Source organism: Xanthomonas hortorum pv. pelargonii (assembly GCF_024499015.1).
GTDB classification, from domain to species: Bacteria; Pseudomonadota; Gammaproteobacteria; order Xanthomonadales; family Xanthomonadaceae; genus Xanthomonas; species Xanthomonas hortorum_B.
The window spans coordinates 5,182,869-5,201,773 of record NZ_CP098604.1 but is presented as its reverse complement, the minus strand read 5'-3'; the positions used below and the strand labels follow the sequence as shown (position 1 = coordinate 5,201,773).

Here is an 18,905-nt window from a genome sequence, read left to right as displayed (position 1 = left end):
AGCCGCCTAAGCGACTGAAATGCAGGCTGATTGCATCATCGCCTGGGCGGATCTCCCCGTCTATGGGGCGTGTTCGAGGACCTTGGCCGTGTAGCTCAAGGGCGCCACTTCCCTTTCAAGATCCAGGTGGTAATCGCCAAAGCGATTGATGTGACTGGTCCGATAAGGCGACAGACCGGCCAGGATCTCGGGCGTCAGTTCGACCCCCTCCTTCCGCATCTCAGCCAACGTCCGGCTCATACCCTCCACGTTGTGGAGGATGATCATGTTGGCCACCAGCTGGCTGTACTTGATGATCTTGCGCTGCTCGTGTTGGACGTTCTCAGCAATGATCCCTTGGCTGCCAAAGAAGACCCATTTCACGAAGCCGTTGTACTCCTCGCTCTTGTTGGTCGCGGCATGAATCGTTTTGCGAATCTCGTTGTCATCAATGTAGCGCAGCAAGAACAGTGTTCTAACAGCCTTGCCCAGCTCCCGAAAAGCAAAGTACAGCTTGTTCTTCCGGCTGTAGGTGCCAAGCCGGCGCAGGATCGAGGACGCGGTGATCTTGCCCAGTCGGATGGAGATCACCACACGCAGCATGTCGTGAAGATGGGTGGCGATCAGCTGCCAGTCGATGCTGTCCCCGAAGAGCGCCTGGATGTTCTTATAGGCCCTGCCCGGTTCGGGTCGGAAGAACGTCAGATCCTTGATGTTTCGGATCCTGGGCATCAGCTGGATACCCAGCATGTGGGCCAAGCCGAAGACCGGATAGCTTTGGGCCTGCGTGTCCCCATGGACGATCTCAGGCTGGATGTCGGAAGTGTTGGCCAACAGGCCGTCGAGGATGTAGATGCCCTCGTGCACGCCACAGGGAATGAAGTGGCTGAACAGCGCCACGTATTTGTCAGACACGTGGTAGTAGCCGATGCCGCCATAGCCGCCGTAACGGATGTGGTACTCCGACAGCAGGTTGTCCTCGTAAACGCTCCATTTGGTGCCATCTGCTGAGGCGCTCTTCCCGCTGCCCCAATAGCCCGGCAGGTCGAATTTGTTATAGGTATTGATGACCTCTACGATGGCCTTCTCAAGCACATCCTCGGTCACGTATTTGAGGTTGAGCCAAGCGACCTGTCGCCGGCTGAAGCCCTTGATCGACCGCGCCGTCTGCGTCGGCCCCAAGTTGCAGCCATAGCAAAATAGCGTGGTGATCACACGTCGGGGCAGATCTTCGACTTGGCTCTCGGTACCCGCGATCGGGCGGAAAAAACGGTGCAGATCCAGCCATTGGCTGGCATCGATCAGGACATCGACGATGCTGAATTCTGGAAGCCGTTCGGCGATGAGGCGATCCACGGTAGCGATCGCGCTGGAGACTTCGGCGCGCTGCCCCTTCCGCAGCACCAGGCGCCCATCCAGGATGTCCGCATGCACGTTCTCCGGGAAACGCGCGTCGACCTCGTCGGCCAGGGAGGTCAATTGTGCACGTAATCCCGCCACGAAAGACTCGGCGTCGGTGGGCAGGCCTGACACCTGGCCATAGGCTTCCAGCTCCTGGGCCAAGGTGGCCTCATCGACGAGCTGCTCGCGGTAATCGTCAAAGCGCTCGCTGCTGGGAATGAAGAGATCGCCGGACTTCAGTTCGTCCTTGACCTGCACCAGCACGGCCAGCTCGAAGTACTTACGGTGCATCCAGCCGGCGCCTGCTGCACTTGCCCGCTTGCCGAACACGTGCTGACGCCAGAGCTTGGACATCCAGTCAAAGTCCTTTTCCGGGTCCAACCCGAGGGAGGCGACCTCGATCAGCTCACGGCGCTGGTTGCGCAGCGAGAGCACCGCTGCGATCAGCGGCTCCATGCCGGCATCGTGGCTGGTCGCCCGCAGGTTCATCAGCTCCAGCCCATTGAACAGCAGCGGCCTGACCGCGCCGTAGGGTTGCAGCATGAAAGGCAGGTAGTTCTTCCCGGCGTAGGCCATATGTTCTTCGCATTCGGCCAGCAAGGTCGACACTTCCGCTTCCAGGCTGTTGTCGATGGCATCCACGCGCTGACTATCGCTGCCGTCGAACTGATAGGCCTGCAGGATCTCCTTGAGCTGGCCGATGAGGAAGTCGGCCCGCTTGGCATGTTCGAGCTGGTAGGCCAGCAGCTTCTGCTGGGCCGTGTTCTCCAGCCCGCGCACCTGCTTGATGAACAACTCGGCTGCATCATCCAGCGTCTTGGCGTGCTGGGCGCGAATGAAGATGGTGGCCAGCGCATAGCGCTTGTCCTCAGCCAATTCGGCCAGTTCGCTTGCGTCATAGGCCCGAGCCATTGCACGGAATTGCTTGAGCTTGGGGACCGGCACATCGATGGGAGGCAGCTGGTCGGCCAGCTGCTGCAGCATGCGGATGTGCTGCAGATAGAAGCGAACTTCCTTGTTGGTGGGCCGGCCGGGCTCGCGCTTGAGCGATTGCCAGCCGGTGAACCTGGACCCTTCCGGTGCGCGCAGCAGTTCGTCAATGAGCGTGCGGGTGGCAGCCGTCAGCGCGTGGCTGATACTGCGGTAGTAGCCCAGGTTGACCCGCTCGCGGGCACCGATGGCGGCCAGTTCCAAGGTGCGAAGCCTGGTAGTTCGTAGCGGTGGTGCACCAGCTCTTCGAGCAGGACGTTCACGATGTCCGGGATGGTGTGCTTGGTCTGGGCTGCTCCGGTTGCCACCGTGTCCAGCCAGGCCAAGCCTGATTTGTCTAGGGGACGTACCCCAATGAACTGCCGAAGCTGCGGCATATGCCGGCGCTGGCTACCGGAAGCGTCGTAACGTTCGAGCTGGTCAGTGTCCAATACGCGCCCGAGTCGGGCGGCCTTGGCGATGTGCTTCCGGATCCGCTCGGGCACTTCGGCCAACACCGTGAAGTAACCCAGGCGCTGGAAGAGCTTGAGATGAATCAGTACCGCCAGCTGCGGTCCCGGCTGGGTGGTCAGCTGCTTGGCGAATGCAATCTCAGCGGCGGTGGGGGTATAGATCTCCTCCAGTTCCTTGGCGGTGGGATCAGGCTTCAGTCGCGGGTAGGCGGTCTCGTGAAGGGTAGCCATTGGATCCGGAGGTTAGGAGGGGATCAATCCCAGTGCCGGCCGTCGTCTGTATTGAGAGACGCTTCCAGGAAACACTGGTGCGTATCGGCCATGCGGTGCATGTCATCAAGCAACGTGGCCAGGATTTCATCCAGATCCCGGTCGGGATCGGCGGTGGGAACAGTCAACTGGTACTCGCTGCTGGCGGTGTTCAGGCGCACAGCCTGGAACGGGGCCAAGCAGATCTCTTCGATCCGGCCTCGGGCCTTGGCCGCGCCGCGGCCCGTGCGGGCAAACGGGGTCAGCACCATGCGCAGGCGCAGCTGCAGGGCCGATTTGCCCTCGGGCGCCGGCAGTGCCATCGCCGGTACCGGCGCGGTTGGACTGGGCAGGCTTGCTTCAATGCGGTCCCGGGCAAACGGGTCACGCCCGTCCAGGTAACGCATGGCCGACTGCACATCGCGCCAACCCACGTACTCCATCAAGGCCTTCATGTCCCAGCCTTGGTCGTTGGCCCAGCTGGCAAAGCCGCGGCGCAACGAATGGCTGCTGTGGAGCCCCGCATCGGCAAAGCCGGCACTGGTCAGCAACTCGCGCAGCAGGCGCACCAAGCTGTTCGGATGCAGGCCTTCGGCGCTCACCTGGCCCCATTGGCTGACCGCCCGAAATACCGGCCCTTCTTGCAGGTCGGCCGCCTGCAGCCACACCTGGGTCGCCTCCACCGGGCACAACCGCGACAACGCCGGCACCTTGTAGGTGACGCCGGCGGCCTGGCGATCGCCCTTGCTGCGCGGCAGGAAACAGGTCATCCCCTGTCCCGGCACCAGCGTGAGATGGGCCACGTCCAGACGCAGCAGTTCATCGCCGCGGAAGCCCCGCCAGAATCCGAGCAGCACCAGCGCTCGGTCGCGTTGATGGCGCAGCGCCGCCGCTCCGTCGCCCCGGGCATGTGCCGCAGCGATCGCTGCAGCCAACCAGTCATCGAGCTCGACGAGCCGCCGAATCTGGAGCGGCGCGGCTTGCTTGACCTGGCCCGGGTGCAGGGTCTGGATGCCTTTGAGCACCTTGCGCACCAGCGGCGACCGAGTCGGGTCGACAAAACCGTGGTCGCGGTGCCAGGAGGCAATGGCGGCTAGCCGGTGGCGAAGGGTGCTGGAGGCCAGGGTCTGCGCATAAGCGGCCAGGTACCGGGCTACGCTGTCAGGTGTCGCTGGGAGGTGGCCTTGCCATTCAACCTCGAAGTGCCGCAGCGCCGACGCATAGCTGCGCACCGTGTTCTGACGCGTGGCCGCATCGAGGTAGCGGTCCAGTTCGGTCACTGGCGCGTGGCCTCCACCGAGGTCGTCTGGCGCAGCGTCGACAGGATCGTGCATTCCGCCCGCTGCCCGCCATGGCAACTGGCAATCACCCGTTCCAGCTCGCTGGCCATGCGCTGCAGGTCGGCCATGCGCGCCCGCACGTCGGTCAGATGGCTGCGTGCCAGCCGATCCACGTCCCCGCACGAAAGCTCCTCATCGCCGGCCAGCTGCAGCAGGCTGCGGACCTCCTCCAGGCTGAAGCCCAGGTCCCGGCCGCGCGCAATGAAGCGCAGCCGCTCGATGTCGGCCGGGCCATAGACCCGGTAGCCATTGCCCGAGCGCCCCGGGCGCGGCAGCAGGCCGATCCGCTCGTAATAGCGGATCGTCTCCAGGTGGCATCCACTGGCGTCGGCGGCCTCACTGATTTTCATGCGTAGTGCGCAGAACTCCGTAAGAGCTACGGACTTTACCCTCCCGGACTCTACCACGCCAGCGCCCCTGACTCGGCTCCCCGCGACTGGAGATCGCCGGGATGCTGGCCGACCAATTCGGCATGGATCAGGTCATGCTGTGCTTGAACGATCCGTACCCGGTGCCACAACCACCCACCGCGGCAACTTTAAGAAGTAGTGGTCGCTGACTGCGGTTTTATGCGCCCGCGCTGGCCGGCGCATAGAGCTGATGACCTGGCAACACGCACGCACCGGCATACACGAACGCCACGCTTTGCCGCGCCCGAGTGAAGGCCACGTAGTACTTCGGTGGCGCGGTGATGCGCGCCGCATCTGCCGTGCGTAGGTACTGCGTCAACGGCCCGTTCGGAAAGATGAGGACCCGACCGTAGGTGCGGCCCTTGCACTGCCCGAAGTTCACCGCAGGAAGTCCGTCGCAGGCATGCCGCCGGTCATGCCGGAGCACTGTGGGGGCAAACTCTTGCATGTACGCAGCAACGTCGCCGGGAGCGACGAGGTAGATGCCATCGTGCCCGGTGACCTCGCCATTGCCTGATTGGGTTCGCGGCATCTGCGGATAGAGCGTGTCCGCCATATCGCACAGGGCCTGGACGCAGCGAAGGCTGATGAGGCGGTGATCGAGTTGGCATAAGCCGTCCGACTCCCAGATTTGGAACAACGCTGCCAGATTGGGTCCACGATACTGGCTGTGCCTTTGCGCATAGTTGGTGGCATACGTCGCCTGCCGCGTATCACCCACCAACGTGACGGCGATATGGCTCTTCAACAGCCGCTCGACCAGGTCCAGATCGTAGCCAGCCAGGTCCTGGACCTCGTCGATGTAGAGCTCGTCATACATGGCCGCCAAACGTGCCATGACCTGACCTTGGGTCAGCTCATCGCAGCGCACAGCGAAGTCTGCCGCCCGATCGGAGTACATCCGGTTACCCGCCAGATAGTGTCGCGCGACCTGGGTGCGTGGGGCCCGGTTGTTGGTTAAACCTTCTACGAACAGGATCGTCTCGATGCGAGGCTCAGGGCAAAGCGCAGCTTGGTACGGACGAATGCACTCGCGCAGCAGAAAGCCATACCAGCTGTGCAAGGTGACATGCGCGGGGACCGCGCCCGCGTGAACCTCAAACGAGCGCCGGATCTCTTCAAGGTTCTCCAGCGTGTAGGTAACAATCGCGATGCGGCGCCCAGGCCGCTCCAAGGCCTGCCGAACCAGCAACGTGGTCTTGCCCGAGCCGGCCGCTGAGAGCAGGACCCGGTTAGGTGATGGCACGCTGGACATAGTCCGGGAACCTGATCGAGTGCCGGCTGTTGAAGATCGCCAGGGCCGTATCGGTCTTGTGACCTTTCATGTACTTGAGCAACGCCACCTCATCGGCGAAGGTCTTGCCCAGCACGGTGTTGAGCTCAGCCAGCGAATTGGCTTTGATCAGCTGCTCTTCCAGCGATGGTGCACTTTCGTCGGAATCGTAGTAGATCGCGGTGAGCTGCTCGGCATAGCGTTCCTGCACAACGGCGATGTCGCCATCGTTGTCGGTGATCACCTTGGCCTGAATTTTCAGCCGATCCGCAATCTGCAAGAAGCGTTTGAATGCCAGCGATTTTACCGAGATGATGTCCACGCCATGGGCCATCGGCGCCACACCGTGGTGGTCGCTGTAAGCACGCTGCACAATCAGCTCATCAGATGGCCCTTCCACCAGGATCGCCTGTTTGGCCAGTATCAGCCGCAGCGTGTCGTGACCAGGCAGCTTCATGAAATAGTCGTGCGTATCGCTCGGCAGCTGGTCCAGCTTCATCTGGCCCTGCGCACTGAACAGGATGACGTTGTCCACGCCCAGCTTGTTCAACACAAAGCTGCTATGGGTGGCGATGATTACCTGCTGTGCGGTGGAGAGGGCCGCAATCTTGTCGATCAGCTGGGTCATGCTGGAATAGGACAGATGGTTCTCCGGCTCCTCGATCAGAAGCACGTCGGCCGCGCCGGCCGCGTGCATCGCCAGCTTCATCTTCACCGCGCTTTGCTCGCCCTTGCCGGCCTGGGTGAACGGGAGCTCATCCAGGTAAGGTGACAAGCTGGTTTCCCACGTTGAGCGCGGCGATGTGTCCACACCCACCGTCAGCGCCCGGTGGCTGATGTCCCCGGTGTGCTCGGTGAGGTACGCATTGATTGCCGCCACGTCCGCTTCTTCGGAAAAACTCTGCCGCATGCGGCGGAAGCTCAGCGACAGCGAGACACGTTGCGCAGGCGTCAATGCCTGCTCGATGATGCCGGCGATATAGCGATCAGCACCGGACAAGGTCTTGATGCCGTGCGTGTCGATGATGGTCGAGTCGAACGGAATACTGCGGGCGGTGACGCCATTGTTGGCGAAGGAATACCAGCGCACCGTGTAGTACTCCACCGGCAGGCTGGCCGCGCCCTGGTGCTGTTGCAGGTAGGCGTTGAACTCCTCGCGGTAGTCGTCGTTGAGCTCGACCAGCAGCCGGATGCCGGCGGTAGCCAGACGCAGCGAGTTGTTGGTGCCTCGCAGCGACGCCAGCGCGGCGTCGCCTCCCAGGTACGCTTCGATAGAGATCCGTGGCGGCGAGGCTGGCGTGCCTGCTGCAAGCGCCGCCGAATACTCCTGCACCGTCGGCTGATGGAACAGGTAAGGCGTGAGCTCGTAGGCGAGATTGCGCCCATGCAGCTGGCCGGTGACCACCGCGTGGAGGGCCTCCAGCAGGGTGGACTTGCCAACCTCGTTGTCGCCCACCACCAAGTTCATGTGGGCGTTGAGGGGAAGGTCCAGATGGCGAAACGACTTGAAGTTGTCGATGACGATGCGTTCGATCGGCATGCACAGTCCTTTGATGGCCAACGAGCTCGGCGGCGGACCTGCCCATACCCGACTGGCGTCCTTTCCGCTCTGGGCCATACTACCCAGCGATCGTCGGCTTTGGGCGGTTTCGTACTGTTTGGACGGCTGGAAAGGCGCAGAATCCGTCTCACGCGGGATAATTCCAGATTATCCCGCGTGAGATCACGGCCCGCAGCTGGTCCGTCTAACACGTTGAGTAGTACGCAAATACGTGGTATGTAATACGTTACGAAATACGTGGAGTAACGGATGGCAAGGTCCGGGTTGTACAAAAGCGATGTGCAACGCGCCCGCGATAGCCTGCGCGCAACGGGCACGCATCCGTCCGTGGACGCGGTCCGGGTGGCGCTCGGCAACACGGGGTCCAAGACCACCATCCACCGTTATCTGAGGGAGTTGGACGACGAGGACGGGCAGCGCCCCGGCGCCAAGGTCGCCATCGGCGACGCGCTGCAGGATCTGGTCAGCCGCCTGGCCGAGCGGTTGCACGCCGAGGCCGACACGGTCGTGGCGCAGGCGCAGGCGCGTTTCCAGGCGCAGTTGCAGGAGCGCACCCAAGCGCTGGAGCAGGCCTGTCACGAGGCTGACTCACTCAGGACGCAACTGCAACGCACAGAGATAGCACTGCAGGCCGAACGCGAGGCGGGCGACGCCGCCAGGGGCGAGGTGGCCAGCCGCACCACCGAACTGGCCCAACTGGCTGAGCGGATCGCAGGCCTCACGGCGCGATTGGCGGAGCACGAACGTCATGCCCAGTCGCTGGAGCAGAAGCACGAGCATGCCAGGGAAGCCCTTGAGCACTACCGGACCTCCGTCCGAGACCAGCGCGAGCAGGAGCAGCGCCGGCACGCGCATCAAGTGCAGGAGTTGCAGGTCGCCCTGCGGCGGGCCAACGAGGCCTTGACCGCCAAGAACCACGATCTGATGCAGCTCAACCGCGACAATGGCCAGTGGCTGGAACGCCATACCCGCCTGGAGCGGGAACTGGCGCAGGCACGCCAGCGGACCGATGCCCAGCAACGCGAGCGCGACGCGCTGCGCCTGACGGCCGCCGAGCACCAAGCCCTGCAGGTGCGCTGGACCCAAGATGTCCAAGCGCTGGAATGCGTGCGCGCCGAACTGGCTGCGGCGCGGGCCGAGCTGGTCGAAGAGCGCCAGCGCCGGGAACACGCCGAGGCGGACACCTTGCGGGCCACGGTGCGCCTGAGCACGTTGGAACAACTCCTGGCGCGGCTGCGGCCAGTGCACTCCGTTGGCGAACCCGAAAACGCCATCTCAGCCGGTGCAATGCCGGCAGGCAGATGATCAGCCGCTTGGCGAAGGCTCGGGAATCCCCGCGTCAATGCTTCGCCGTCCCAACCATGCCTTCGGTGAGGCGAAGCGAAGCGGAGCGCTCCCCGCCAAACTTGCTTCTACAGTCACTGCAGGAGATCGACATGGGTCTATGCAATTCAAAGCCGAGCGTGGCAGGGTCACCTGCGCGTTATACAACCCGTACTACAGAGCAGGCCACGCCATCCGAGTCGTCGTCGCCATCGCGCAGGGACTCGTCTTCCTCCTCGACCAATGCACTGCGCGACGCTTTGCCTTCCCCGCCGCGTCGCGCGGCTTCTCCTGAACCGCAGGGCTCACCCAGTCGGCAAGGGGCAGGATGGTCCGGCCAGGAAGGTTTTAGCGGTTGGTCAGAATACCAGGGCAACTTGCATGACTCAGCCCATGAGTGGCAGGGCGTATCGACCGGCGAGTATCCGATCGCTCCTGCCGATATGTGGGCTCCTCCCGCCTGGAACCCTTATCCCACTGGCACAGCTTCTTCGCACCATCAAGCACTCCAAAAGCGGGCGCAAGAGTGGGCGAACCTCACCACCACCACCTTGCAGCACGACGGGAAGGGACCCGCGGCTAGCGCAGGCTATCACGCATCTTTTCCTGATATTCGCGGATTCTCCAACGTTCCGTCAGACCATGGCGACTATCCAGAAGGAAGGCATGGTAGGGATTCGCATTGATCCCGAAGTAGCCACAGCGCACTTCAATCCGCAACAGAGGGAGGTGGTGTTGGGAGAGATGATGGCGCGCGACCCCACCACTGCAATGGGCGTTCTTGCCTTTGAATTGAGCAACGCTTCGCTAGACCTCGCATTCAAAGAATGCGAGCGCAATGCAGCCATCGCCCAGCTTTCCCCGCGAACTCGCGGAAAGCATTGAAAGAGTTGAATACAATTCCACCCGCAACGTTCAGGCTTATTATATGGAAGCGCACGAAACGCTGCGTCGGGTTGGTCTCGACAACCCCTACGCATGGCATTGCATGGTTACAGCCCAAGGACACATCGAGCCTAGCACCCGGTCGGAGGACGAGGCAGTGGCAAATTCGTTGGCTACTGGTCATTTGGGTTGGTATGAGCAACAGTACGCAAAACGAAATATGTGATCTCTTGCATCCTCGATGCTGGGTCAGCGTACATAAGGGCATCTACATCCTGGATGACCTGTTGGCCAACACCTCTGATATCCAACTTGAGATCATCCATAGAGACACCCGTGGCACAAAGCTACCCGGTCTCCGGAAAGCATGACGTACGAGAGGTGTGGCAGGAATCCGTGAAAGTTCTTAGCTAACATCGAGTGTAGTATAATTAAAAGTTAGGTGAAATAGGCAATGGGCATTTGCATATCAACACAAGGCAGACCGTCAAATTCACCTGCCTCAAGTGAAAATACGTCCAATGCTTCTACTCCGACGCGTGCTCGAGGTGAGAATCAGGCATCAAGTGGAGCACTAGATGGCCTGCAGCGTAGATCTTCGTTGCAACGGAACTCAAACGTTCACGGAGCCAGCTGGCGCAATGTTATTGCGCAAGTAAGAAATCCTCACGAAGATCCGCGCATCGACCATTTGCTGACGATGGCAGGAGAAATTTACAAGGCATCAAGCACGTTCAGGAAAAGAATGAACGCAGTTGCAGGCGAAGGTGGTGTCACGATAAGGATCGTGCCAGACAGTGAGATCGGCCAGTCCTTTGGGCATGCCGCAACACGACCGGGAACTCGGACTATTGCCTTGACAGAGACAACAGCCAGCAACGTTCAAGGGAGCCACTATCAATCTCTCAATATATTATTGGTTGAACTCTCCAACCTGAGCCGGGCCAATGAAATTGCGGAGATCAGATCCGGTTTCCAGCAGGGGCGAATAGGTCAGCGGCGAGCGGCTTATAACGCCGAAAGAGTAGAGTATGGAACTATCGAAGACATGGTCAAATATTTTACAGAGGCTCAACCTGTCATCGAATCACTAGGCTACGGAAATCCGTTGATGTGGTACGCCGCATACGACTACGGCGGCGGAATCGTGCCAGCATACCGATCATTTGAGGATTACTACGCAACAGCGCTTTCAAGCGGTCATACCGATGTTCATCTTAACAACTATTCTCGGTCTGAAGAATAACGGTAGTGAACCGCCCGGGATTGAAATGACCCCCAGAAGTTGGACGGTTCATGCAGCGCTTCTGGTCCAGCAATTGAGTGCGCACGGCAGCCATCAGGGCGTCTTGCTGGAGAGGTGCAGAGAGGTGGCTCCATTCATTTAAACAGCGTAGCCGTGCTGGATAAGTGGATCGCCTGCGGGTTCAAGCTGCCTTGGGCAAGGACAGCATCTGGTTGAAGTAGACCTGATCGGGGGTCAGCCGATCAAGCGCGGTGTGTGGCCTGCGCTGGTTATAGAAGCTCAGGTAACGGCCGATCGATGCCTTCGCGTGGCTGACGCTGTAGTAGGCGCGCAGGTAGACCTCCTCGTATTTGACCGACTTCCACAGCCGCTCGATGAATACGTTGTCGCGCCAGCAGCCCTTGCCGTCCATGCTGATGGCAATACGGGGTTCAGCCGACATACGTGCAAAAATGCCCCCCAAAAATCCGCTAACCCACTGATGAAATGGACGAAATCCAATCTTGTGAGCCACTTTTGCACGTATGTCGGCCGAACCCTTACTCGGGTTAAACCCAACAGTCGTGTCACCAGTCGCCAGGGGAGTCCGACACCGAAACGGAAAGATCGACCTTTAGATTCAATAGTTTAGAGAGATTTCGGCCCCGCACGTAATGATTCCCTGCCGAACCTCAGGGTGATCGGCTGCACGCCCAGGCTTTGCACTAGATAGCCGCCGATGAAATCGGCATTGGGCGGACGCAGCATGTCCTCGGTGATCAGCGACGAGGGGTAGCCACGGTTCATGCGCATATCCGCATCGAACTCCCCCCACACCTGGGTGGCCACATGCGCCATGAAATTGCGCCCCACCTGGCCGCTGGAGTTGGCCAGCCCCAGGTTGAGCAGCAAGCGCGGTGTTTCCACGCCGCCTGCGCACAGGAACAAGCTTGTGCAACGCTGGCGCAGTTCGCGTCCATCCTGTCGATAGACCACCGCGCTGACCGTGCCACGGGCGTCGCGCTCGATATCGATGACCCGACAACCGGGTCGCAATTGGGCACCGTGCGCACGCGCCAGCGGCAGCCTGGTGGTATCGACACTCACCTTGGCACCGTTGCTGCAGCCTTGATGACAGGCGCCGCAGTTGTTGCAGGCCGCGCGCATGCCGTGGTGCGGCTGCTGATGCGCCCTGGTCACCAATGCGGCAGGCGCATCGGTAGCGGTGATGCCCAGCGTGCGGCAACCGCGCTCCATCGCGTTGGCCGATGCATTGCGCTGCGCCGGCGGATAGGCGTAGCTGCGCTCGGGGTCCCACGGATAGTGCGCCGGCCCGGACACGCCGACGAACTCCTCGACGCGGCGGATATAGGACAGCAGCTCTTCATGCGCGATCGGCCAGTCCATGCCGCGCTGCCCGGTGTGCGTCGACAGGCTCAGATCGCGCTTGTCCGGACGCGGGCAGAAGGCGCCCCAATGCAGGGTCGAACCGCCCAATCCCGAACCGGAATTGTTGGCGCCAAATGCGGTGGGCGTCTGCCCGCCGCTCAGGCGCTCCTCCATCCAGTAGATGCCGGTGGTCAGCTCATCGGGTAGATGGGACGCAGGGCTGAAGGCCGCACCCGCCTCAAGCACCACCACCGAGAGACCTCGCTGCGCGAGCCGTGCAGCCAATGGGCCGCCGCCTGCCCCGCTTCCTATCACCACCACATCGACTGCAGCGTCGTGGATGCCAGGGCTCATCGAAGGCCCTTGGCAGGAAGCTGCCAGGCTTCCTGTTGATCGGCTGCAGTCTGTTGATAGCCCGCGCTGTCGATACCGGCACCGCCAACCGCGAAGCCGTCGTATCCCAATGCCGCCATCGTGGCGGGAAGGCTGATCCAGATCCGCGCGGCTTCGGCGCGGACGTCTTCGAACCAGTGCGCCAGCTGCGCTGCATCCAGCCCGTGTGCCGAGGAATCGCCAGCCGTCGAGCGCGACACCTCGCGCAGCCAGTGGTCCTGGATCTCGGCAGGCAAGCCAACGAAGCCATTGCTCAGCGCGTCGAGCGTGTCGAGCCCCAGCGGCACTGCAAGCCGATCGAATGGCAACGCGGCATGGCGCCAACCATCGCCCGCGCCTTCGGCAAGCTGGATATCCATCCGCCGTGCAATCTCGCGCGCATCGCTGGCCCCATCCAATACACGCGCAACGACTGCGGTGAGTAGTTCCAGTTGATGTTGGCTCAGCACACCTTGCGCAGTCGCGGGCGGGCCCGCATGCCGGCTGAGCAAGAGCTTGCGCATGCGCGGGGCGACCCTGTCTGCATTGAGCAACCTGACGAAGTCATCGGGCAGGCATTTGTCCACGCTGCGATCCACATGCGCTGCGATCAGCTGCGCGAGGTGCTGCGGTTGTTCATACGGAATCAAGTGCGCGGCATCGGCCACGACGGCGACACGCGCATCGTGATAATGCGGCGCGTTCAGCGCAGTCTGCGCGGCTTCGCCGAGGTCGCCATCTTCACTGCCGGCGATGATCAACGCCGGCACATGCATGTAGCCTGCTTGCGCGCTGTAGTCCTCACGACTGGCGTGCGCAAGCCAGGCGATCCACGCTTTTGCACTGGTTCGCAGCAGTCGTTTACAGCCGCGTCCCTCAAAGGTGCAGGCAACCTCGCCGCACAGTTATCGTCGATGAACTGCTCGGCCTCTTGCCGGGTGGGATGGCCCTTTTCGAACCAAGCCAACATTGTCTGTCGGCGTGACTCATCCATCGGCTCTGGCGCCGACGGCGACGCCGCGACCAGGATCACGCCTGCCAGGCCGGCAAGCCCGGCCATGCCATCGCGCGCCTGCGCTGTTGCCAGAGTGGCGATCTTTCCGCCCATGCTGTGTCCGATCGCAAGCCAGCACGTCGGTTGCCGCCGAATCACCTCGTCGACGAACCAGGCAACCAGTGCGGCGGTGTCGACATGCTGCAGCGGCGGCGCCTCTCCGAAGCCTGGAATATCGAGCGCCACACAATCGAAGCGCGCCTCCAATCGCTGGATCACACCAGGCCACTCGTTACTGCTGGACCCGAGGGCGTGCAGGAAGAACAGCGTCGGCTTCGCCATGTAACACCTCTATCCACCAGGCGCGCATGATGACCGGCGCGTCGTCCACGCATCGTGCAGATGAGTCCGACATCTTGTGATCCGGACGCGCCGAGCCGGATCAAGGCCAGCGCGTTGTACTCGCCCATGTCGTAGTCTCGGCTGCGCAATGGAGGACTTGCCGCACCCCGATAAACATCCGAGAGCGCGAGGCGGCTCTACCGAACTTATGACACCGTGGTGCGCTGGCCGCTACGCAGCCTGGCCCGCACAAGCGGGACGCAGCGGCCTACCCCTTCAACACCAGCGACACATCCGGGTATCTGTCGCACATGAAGTCCACGAAGGCGCGCACCTTGGGTGCGGCCAGACGCCTGGAGGTGTGCAACACCCACAGCGCCGGCTCTATGCCCGCGATCGTGCCCCACTGCACCAGTTCGCCGCGCGCGAGTTGGTTCCATGCGATCGACTGCGGAAGCAGCGCCACGCCACCGCCTGCAATCGCTGCGTCGCGAACCATCAGGAAGGAGGAAAACCGCAGCCGTGGAATGGGTTCCAGGACCAGGCGCCCGTCATCGAGATTCCATGTGGTCGGCTGGAAGCTCGACATCACCACAGCGGGAACTGATGTGAGCGCGCCGCTGGTGGGCATGGCGATGCCGGGCGCAGCCACGACCACCAGCCGATCCTTGGCAAAACACCGCCCGACTAGGCTGCTGTCCGGGCTTGGGTTGATGCGGATGGCCACATCGAACTGCTCTTCCACCAGGTCGACCGTGCGGTCTTCTGCAACCACCTCGAGCATGATCTCCGGATAGGCCGCACAGAACTCCGCGCCAATCCGTCCCATCGCCAATTGCGAGAACAGCACCGGAGATGCCACCCGCAAGCGTCCGCGCGGTGTCGAGAGCCCTTCGCGTGCGGCGGCCATGGCCTCGGCCACCTCGCTCAACGGCACTTCGGTGCGGTCCATCAGCAGCTGCCCGGCTTCGGTGAGCCTGAGCCCACGGGCGCTGCGCTCGACCAATCGCACCCCCAGCTGTTCCTCGAGATCGGCGATGCGCCGCGACAAGGTCGCCTTCGACCGGCCGCTGGCACGGCTCGCCTTTCCCAGGCCCTGATTCGCTGCGACCAGCGCGAAATCGATCAATGCATTCAGATCCATGGTGTTCCAGATTTGAAACCAGGCGTCCACATCTTGGCGTCTTCGTATTGGCGATGCAACGGCCTATCGTCTGGTCACCGCAACGTCAGTCGTGGCAGCGATGTCGCACTGATGCCCCTTCCATCCATAGCAGGAGATTCACATGGGCATTCTCGTCACCGGTGCCACCGGCACCATCGGTTCTCTCATCACCCAGGGCCTTGCCGATGCAGGCGCAGCGGTCAAGGCATTGGTTCGCCAACCCGGCAAGCGCGTTTTCCCGGCGGGTGTGACTGAAGTTGTCGCAGACCTCACCGATGTTGCATCGATGCGTGCCGCGTTGTCGTCGGCGCGCACGCTGTTCCTGTTGAATGCGGTCACTCCCGACGAAGTGACACAGGCGCTGATCGCATTGAATCTGGCGCAGGAGGCAGGCATCGAGCGCATCGTGTACCTGTCGGTCATCCATGCCGACAAGTTCACCAACGTGCCCCACTTCACCGGCAAGCACACGGTTGAGCGCATGATCGAAAGCCTGGATATTCCTGCAACGATTCTGCGTCCTGCGTACTTCATGCAGAACGAAGCGATGATCCAGCAGACGATTCAGGACTACGGTGTCTACCCGATGCCGATCGGCTCCGCAGGTGTTGCCATGATCGATGCGCGCGATATCGCAGACATCGCGGTTGTCGAGTTGCTGCGACGCGACCGTGCAGCTGCCGCGCTCGAGCGTGTCACGCTCGACCTGGTTGGCCCACATGCCGTCACAGGCAGCTCGGTTGCGAAGGTCTGGAGTGCAGCACTTGGGCGCGAGATCGCTTACGCGGGCGACGACGTGGCCGCGTTCGAAGCGCAGATGGCGGCGTACGGCCCATCCTGGCTGGCCTACGACATGCGCCTGATGATGGCCGGTATCCAGACATTCGGTATGCAGGCAGCCGACGGCACGGTGGAAAAACTGCAGGCCATATTGGAGCGCCCGCTGCGCACCTATGAAGACTTCGTGCGCGAGGCGACGGCGCGGGCTTGATCGCACGCGACGCAACAAGCGTGGGAAACCCCGCTTGTTGCGTACAAGCATCTGCTGAAAGCGAACGGATCAGTGGCATCAGCAGTCTCACGCACATAATCACTGCGCTGCCATTCGGTTTTTCCTGACGTACGTGAACGAAAATGCAAGCTAAATGCAGCCTGGAGCGCGCGGTTCAAGTTTCCGATTTTCGCGTCGTTATCACGTTGCCGAGGCACTCACGCGAACATCACGCGGCCTGCTAGCCGGTGCCACTTACTGGACATCAGGACGATTCGCATGACTGCCTATTTGCAACGCTATAACGTCGGTCGCCGTCTCGGCGTCGCTTTTGGAATTTTGATCCTATTGTCGAGCCTGCTGGTGGCGACGGGCTTGATCACCATGGCCAACGCACGACAACAGTTCGATTTCATCGTGCTCGATCGTATGGCCAAGATCCAGATCGGCAACCGCATGCTGGATGCCAATTCATCGATCCTGATCGCGCTGGGCACGTACGCCATGGCCACCAGCGATGAACTCAACAACGAAGCGCTCTCTACCATCAAGGCGCAACGTCAGCGTTACAACGAGTTGCGGGCCAAGCTGGACACATTGCCCAGCTCCGAGGAAGGCCGCAAGATTCGCGCAGAGATGGATGCGCGACGCGCCATCTCGGGAAAAATCAACGACCAGGTCATGGCGCTCGCGGCTAAAAACGACAATACGCCGGCGCAGGCGTTGCTCAGCGAAAAAGCGCGCCCGGCGACGATTGCATGGCAGGACAAAATCCGCGAGCTGGTGACGCGTCAGGAAGGTCAGAGCCAGCAAGCCTATGCCGACGCAGTGGCGTCGATGAATCGCGGCAAGCTATTGATCATCTCCGGTGGTGTAGCCGTGGTGGTGATCAGCAGCCTGCTCGCCTGGCTCATCACCCGCAGCCTGACCCAGCCGCTCGCACGTGCAACGCAGGCTGCTGAGGCAATTGCCAACGGGCAGCTGGACAATAACGTGGAAAGCGACGCCAAGGATGAAACCGGCCGCCTGCTGCGTGCCATGCGTGGCATGCAGACGCAGCTGCAATCCTTGCTCACTGCACAGAGCGACATGGCCAAGCGCCACGATGATGGCCAGGTCAGTTTCCGTATCGATGCCACCGCGTTTCCTGGCGACTACGGCCGCATGGCCAAGGACACCAATACGCTGGTGGCCTCGCATCTGGCCGTGCAGACAAACCTGGCGCGCATCATGGGGCGTTACGCCATCGGCGACCTCAGCGAAAGCATGGACCGCCTGCCCGGCGAGAAGGCGGTGCTGACGCAGACCATGGACGAGGTGAAGGCCAACCTGTCTGCAATGAATCACGAGATCAAACAGCTGGCACAATCTGCAGCCAATGGCGACTTCACCGCACGCGGCGATGCCGATCGTTTCCAATACGATTTCCATGTGATGGTCGATAGCCTCAACCAGCTCATGGCAACGGCCGATGGCAACCTGCAATCGCTGTCGTCGCTGCTGCAATCCATTGCCGCAGGCGACCTCACCGCGCGGATGAGTGGCGAGTTCAAGGGCGTGTTTGCGCAGATGCGCGACGACGCCAATGCCACTGCTGCGCAACTTGCCGAAATCGTGGGGCGTATCCAGCATTCGGCGATCTCGATCAACTCGGCCGCCAGCGAAATCGCCGCCGGCAATCAGGATCTGTCGCAGCGTACCGAGCAACAAGCGGCCAACTTGGAAGAAACCGCCGCTTCGATGGAAGAACTGACCTCCACCGTGCGCCAGAATGCCGAGCACGCCCGTCAAGCCAACCAGTTGGCGATCGGTGCGGCAAGCGTCGCGTCACAGGGTGGCGAGATCGTGAGCAAGGTCGTGGGCACCATGTCTGGTATCGAGGCCTCGTCCAAGAAGATTGCCGACATCATCTCGGTCATCGACGGTATCTCGTTCCAGACCAACATCCTCGCGTTGAACGCGGCGGTGGAAGCCGCACGTGCCGGCGAACAAGGCCGCGGCTTTGCGGTGGTGGCGTCGGAAGTGCGCACCCTCGCCCAGCGTTCCACTGCTGCGGCGAAGGAGATCAAGAGTCTGATCGACGATTCGGTCGAGCGGGTTGCCGAAGGCTCGACGCTGGTGCATACGGCGGGCTCCACGATGGCGGAGATCGTTGCCAGCGTGCAGCGCGTGACCGACATCATGGGCGAGATTTCTGCGGCATCGCAGGAACAGTCGGCCGGTATCGAACAAGTCAACACCACTGTGACGCAGATGGACGAAACCACCCAGCAAAACGCAGCATTGGTGGAAGAAGCCACCGCCGCTGCACGCTCGATGGAAGAACAGGCTGTGCAGCTGACGCAGGCAGTGTCCGTGTTCAAGATCAGCGACGACAGCACGCGCACCCCGCGTTCGACAACGCCGGTTGCTGCAAAGCTCAGTGTGATTGCTGGACGAACTGTTGCCGCTGCCAAAAGCCCGGTACGCCCGGCGGCTGCACCGAAGCGGGCGGTGGCCGCAGGCGCCTCGCACGATGCAAGCGACTGGCAGGAGTTCTGATCTTGCGCGTCGCAAGCGGCCCG

10 protein-coding genes and 4 pseudogenes are annotated in these 18,905 nt (G+C 61.8%); 5 read left to right on the top strand and 9 right to left on the bottom strand.

Annotation, left to right across the window (positions count from 1 at the left end; genetic code table 11):
* Positions 1 to 60 precede the first annotated feature (60 nt).
* The 5 genes and pseudogenes from NDY25_RS22155 to NDY25_RS22135 all read right to left on the bottom strand — a co-directional run bounded on the left by NDY25_RS22155 (position 61) and on the right by NDY25_RS22135 (position 7,634).
* Positions 61 to 3,053: pseudogene (locus NDY25_RS22155) on the bottom strand (Tn3 family transposase).
* Between the two features lie 23 nt (positions 3,054 to 3,076).
* Positions 3,077 to 4,351, bottom strand: a complete 1,275-nt coding sequence (locus NDY25_RS22150; RefSeq protein ID WP_256627685.1) for a site-specific integrase — start codon at positions 4,349 to 4,351, stop codon at positions 3,077 to 3,079.
* The gene (locus NDY25_RS22145) at positions 4,348 to 4,761 is read right to left on the bottom strand and encodes a MerR family transcriptional regulator (RefSeq protein ID WP_076035667.1); all 414 of its coding nucleotides are present in this window, start codon (positions 4,759 to 4,761) and stop codon (positions 4,348 to 4,350) included. Before NDY25_RS22145 ends, NDY25_RS22150 begins: the two co-directional genes overlap by 4 nt.
* A gap of 217 nt (positions 4,762 to 4,978) precedes the next feature.
* The gene (locus NDY25_RS22140; RefSeq protein ID WP_256627684.1) at positions 4,979 to 6,076 is read right to left on the bottom strand and encodes a UvrD-helicase domain-containing protein; all 1,098 of its coding nucleotides are present in this window, start codon (positions 6,074 to 6,076) and stop codon (positions 4,979 to 4,981) included.
* The gene (locus NDY25_RS22135; protein WP_168957635.1) at positions 6,054 to 7,634 is read right to left on the bottom strand and encodes an ATP-dependent nuclease; all 1,581 of its coding nucleotides are present in this window, start codon (positions 7,632 to 7,634) and stop codon (positions 6,054 to 6,056) included. Before NDY25_RS22135 ends, NDY25_RS22140 begins: the two co-directional genes overlap by 23 nt.
* 270 nt (positions 7,635 to 7,904) lie before the next feature.
* Between NDY25_RS22135 and NDY25_RS22130 the strand changes: the two genes are divergently transcribed.
* The 3 genes from NDY25_RS22130 to NDY25_RS22120 all read left to right on the top strand — a co-directional run bounded on the left by NDY25_RS22130 (position 7,905) and on the right by NDY25_RS22120 (position 11,109).
* Positions 7,905 to 8,960, top strand: coding sequence for a DNA-binding protein (locus NDY25_RS22130; protein ID WP_168957634.1), 1,056 nt, complete (start codon positions 7,905 to 7,907; stop codon positions 8,958 to 8,960).
* Between the two features lie 660 nt (positions 8,961 to 9,620).
* Positions 9,621 to 9,863: a hypothetical protein gene (locus NDY25_RS22125; protein WP_256627683.1), complete on the top strand. Its 243-nt coding sequence runs from the start codon at positions 9,621 to 9,623 to the stop codon at positions 9,861 to 9,863.
* A 700-nt stretch (positions 9,864 to 10,563) separates the two neighbouring features.
* Positions 10,564 to 11,109: a hypothetical protein gene (locus NDY25_RS22120; protein ID WP_218973958.1), complete on the top strand. Its 546-nt coding sequence runs from the start codon at positions 10,564 to 10,566 to the stop codon at positions 11,107 to 11,109.
* A 181-nt stretch (positions 11,110 to 11,290) separates the two neighbouring features.
* Here NDY25_RS22120 and NDY25_RS22115 read toward each other — a convergent pair.
* From NDY25_RS22115 to NDY25_RS22100, 4 genes and pseudogenes are all read right to left on the bottom strand, one after another.
* Positions 11,291 to 11,536 (bottom strand): annotated as a pseudogene (locus NDY25_RS22115) (integrase core domain-containing protein); the annotation flags it as partial.
* A gap of 245 nt (positions 11,537 to 11,781) precedes the next feature.
* Positions 11,782 to 12,831 (bottom strand): annotated as a pseudogene (locus tag NDY25_RS22110) (FAD-dependent oxidoreductase); the annotation flags it as partial.
* Positions 12,828 to 14,185: pseudogene (locus NDY25_RS22105) on the bottom strand (alpha/beta fold hydrolase). The pseudogenes NDY25_RS22105 and NDY25_RS22110, both read right to left, overlap by 4 nt.
* A 268-nt stretch (positions 14,186 to 14,453) precedes the next feature.
* Complete coding sequence (locus NDY25_RS22100; RefSeq protein WP_168957632.1) at positions 14,454 to 15,329, bottom strand: LysR family transcriptional regulator; 876 nt, start codon at positions 15,327 to 15,329, stop codon at positions 14,454 to 14,456.
* 142 nt (positions 15,330 to 15,471) lie between these two features.
* On the opposite strand from NDY25_RS22100, the gene NDY25_RS22095 reads away from it, so the two are divergent.
* Together NDY25_RS22095 and NDY25_RS22090 are read left to right on the top strand one after the other, a co-directional pair.
* Positions 15,472 to 16,341 (top strand): NmrA/HSCARG family protein, encoded by an 870-nt coding sequence (locus NDY25_RS22095; RefSeq protein WP_168957631.1) that lies wholly within the window; start codon positions 15,472 to 15,474, stop codon positions 16,339 to 16,341.
* A 279-nt stretch (positions 16,342 to 16,620) separates the two neighbouring features.
* On the top strand, positions 16,621 to 18,882 hold the full coding sequence (locus NDY25_RS22090) for a methyl-accepting chemotaxis protein (protein ID WP_168957630.1): 2,262 nt from the start codon (positions 16,621 to 16,623) through the stop codon (positions 18,880 to 18,882).
* The last annotated feature ends 23 nt before the right edge of the window (positions 18,883 to 18,905 follow it).

Coding starts and splice junctions, on each gene's coding strand:
- NDY25_RS22095 (WP_168957631.1), top strand. CDS start 15,472: ATGGGCATTCTCGTCACCGGTGCCACCGGCACCATCGGTTCTCTCATC.
- NDY25_RS22100 (WP_168957632.1), bottom strand. CDS start 15,329: ATGGATCTGAATGCATTGATCGATTTCGCGCTGGTCGCAGCGAATCAG.
- NDY25_RS22130 (WP_168957634.1), top strand. CDS start 7,905: ATGGCAAGGTCCGGGTTGTACAAAAGCGATGTGCAACGCGCCCGCGAT.
- NDY25_RS22090 (WP_168957630.1), top strand. CDS start 16,621: ATGACTGCCTATTTGCAACGCTATAACGTCGGTCGCCGTCTCGGCGTC.
- NDY25_RS22145 (WP_076035667.1), bottom strand. CDS start 4,761: ATGAAAATCAGTGAGGCCGCCGACGCCAGTGGATGCCACCTGGAGACG.
- NDY25_RS22125 (WP_256627683.1), top strand. CDS start 9,621: ATGGCGACTATCCAGAAGGAAGGCATGGTAGGGATTCGCATTGATCCC.
- NDY25_RS22140 (WP_256627684.1), bottom strand. CDS start 6,076: ATGTCCAGCGTGCCATCACCTAACCGGGTCCTGCTCTCAGCGGCCGGC.
- NDY25_RS22135 (WP_168957635.1), bottom strand. CDS start 7,634: ATGCCGATCGAACGCATCGTCATCGACAACTTCAAGTCGTTTCGCCAT.
- NDY25_RS22120 (WP_218973958.1), top strand. CDS start 10,564: ATGGCAGGAGAAATTTACAAGGCATCAAGCACGTTCAGGAAAAGAATG.